The sequence below is a fragment of the Kitasatospora sp. NPDC058406 genome (assembly GCF_042722765.1).
Taxonomy (GTDB): domain Bacteria; phylum Actinomycetota; class Actinomycetes; order Streptomycetales; family Streptomycetaceae; genus Kitasatospora.
Genome location: NZ_JBHXKE010000485.1, coordinates 1 through 1,952 on the forward strand (window position 1 = coordinate 1; position 1,952 = coordinate 1,952).

The 1,952-nt window shown below is 77.4% G+C and carries 1 protein-coding gene; it reads right to left on the bottom strand.

Annotated features, from left to right (window positions below; translation table 11 throughout):
- Window positions 1-2: 2 nt before the first annotated feature.
- Window positions 3-1,307: a DUF6777 domain-containing protein gene (locus ACFWOG_RS40735; protein ID WP_380364788.1), complete on the bottom strand. Its 1,305-nt coding sequence runs from the start codon at window positions 1,305-1,307 to the stop codon at window positions 3-5.
- Between the last annotated feature and the right edge of the window lie 645 nt (window positions 1,308-1,952).

Consider the following 1,952-nt stretch of genomic DNA (forward strand, 5'->3'; position numbering starts at 1 on the left):
GCTCAGCCGGCTTCCGGCGTCGGACAGGGCGGAAGCGTGGACGGCTGCGTGGTGGAACAGGTCGGCGTGACCGCCGCGGTCTGCTGCGCGGTGGCGGTGGCGGCCGTCGTGGTCGTGCCGGTGGCCGACCGGACGGCGGTGCTCGCCGTCGTGGTCGCCGTGGTCGCCGTCGCGGCGGACGTCACCGTCGACGGTGTCCCGCCGGCGGTCGTCGGCGCCGCGCTGGTCGGCGGCGCGGACGTGGTCGCCCCGGTGGAGGCGCTCGACGGAGTGGCCCCGGACGAGGTCGCCCCGGCGGTCGAGGCCGTCGCCGTACCCGAGGACGGCGTCGCGGTGGAGGCGGTCGCCGACCCGCTGGACGGCCCGGTGGACCCGGAGGTCGAACCCGACGGCGTCCCCGACGTCGCACCCGAGCCGGTCGCGGAACCGGACCCCGAGGTCGACCCCGAGGAGGACGGCGAGGTCGACGAGGAGCCGGAGCCCGACGGTCCGGTCGGCGTCATCGGGGCCGGCGGCGGGACACCCGGCGCCAGCGGACCGCGCGGCGGCTGGGCGGGCCGGTCGACGATCTCGATCTGCCCGGTCACCCGGACGAACCAGCCGCCGGTCACGACGTTCACCAGCAGGATCTCGGTCACCGGCTTGGGCGCCGGCACCACGACGACGGTGGCGGACGGCTGGAAGCCCGCCCAGGCCTTGCCGGTGTACTTCGCGTCGGACACCAGCGTCGGCGGCTTCAGCGGGTTGCCGCAGCCGCAGCGCACCCGGGGCACGCCCTGCGCGTCCACCAGGACCGACGTACCGGCCTGGAGCACGGACTGGTAGCCGACCGCCGCGCCGCCCTTGTACGCGTGGTTGGTCACCCGGGTGTCCACCCGCAGGAACGCCGGGGTCAGCGACCGCAGGTAGGCCGGGTTCTCGGACTGGTCGATGCCCTGCGCGGACGCCCAGGCCCGGCCGCTGTCGCCGGTCGACGTCATCGAGACCAGCTTCTCCACGTCACAGTTCGGCTTGGACATCGTGCCCGCGTACAGGCCGGACGACGTCCCCTCGACGCTGCGGATGCCGGCCGGCGTCGTCGCGGCGGCGGTGCTTCCGGTGGTCGCCGCTCCACCCGTTCGGGTGGTGGCCGGCTGCGCGGGGGTCGAGGCCGGCGCCGGGGCCTGGACGCCCTCGGTCTCCACCGACGGGGTGAACGGAGCCGGTCCCGGGTCCTGCGGGGACTGCAGCGCGACCTCGTTGGCGGTCGGCACGGCGTCGTCCTGCTTGCCGCCGCCGTTGTTGTTGACGATCAGCACCGTCGCCACCACGGCCACCACGGCCGTGCCGGCGACCAGCGCGGCCTTGCGGCCCGAGCGCCACCACGGCGTCGGACGTCCCCCGGAGGGCCCGCCGGAGGCACCGGAGGGCGGTCCGGACGGGGGTCCGGGCGGTCCGGAGCGGCCGCCCGACGGCGGCCCGGAGAGCGGCCCGGACGGGGGTCCGGAGGGAGGTCCCGAGGGCGGGCCGGACGGAGGTGGTTGGGAACTCATCGAGGGCTCCGTTTCGCAGGCGGCCGGCGAGTCCGGTCGGCGCAGGAGGCTCCTGCCACTGGGATCCATTTCTCCCCCCGCTCCCGATCCGTCGCAACAGCAAGCCGTGGTCGCCCGCGGTCACGGCCGCCGCGTCACCCGCCGTCTCACCCGCCGCGCCAACCGCCGCGTCACCCGCGACCCGGTCGTCCGCGACCCGGTCACCCGCCGCCGCGGCGTCCGGAGCAACGGCCCGCGGCGCGGCCGGGCGGGCCGGCCGGTCCTGGGTCACCCTGGAGCGAGGCGCGCGGGGGTCCGGAGTCGTGGCGCGGGGGATCGGAGCCGTCAGGAGGCCCGCATGCAGCAGCAGGCCCGTCCGCACCCGGGGCGGCCCACCGGGGCCGCCGGGCCGCCCGGCGCCCTGCGCGGGTGGCTGGACGC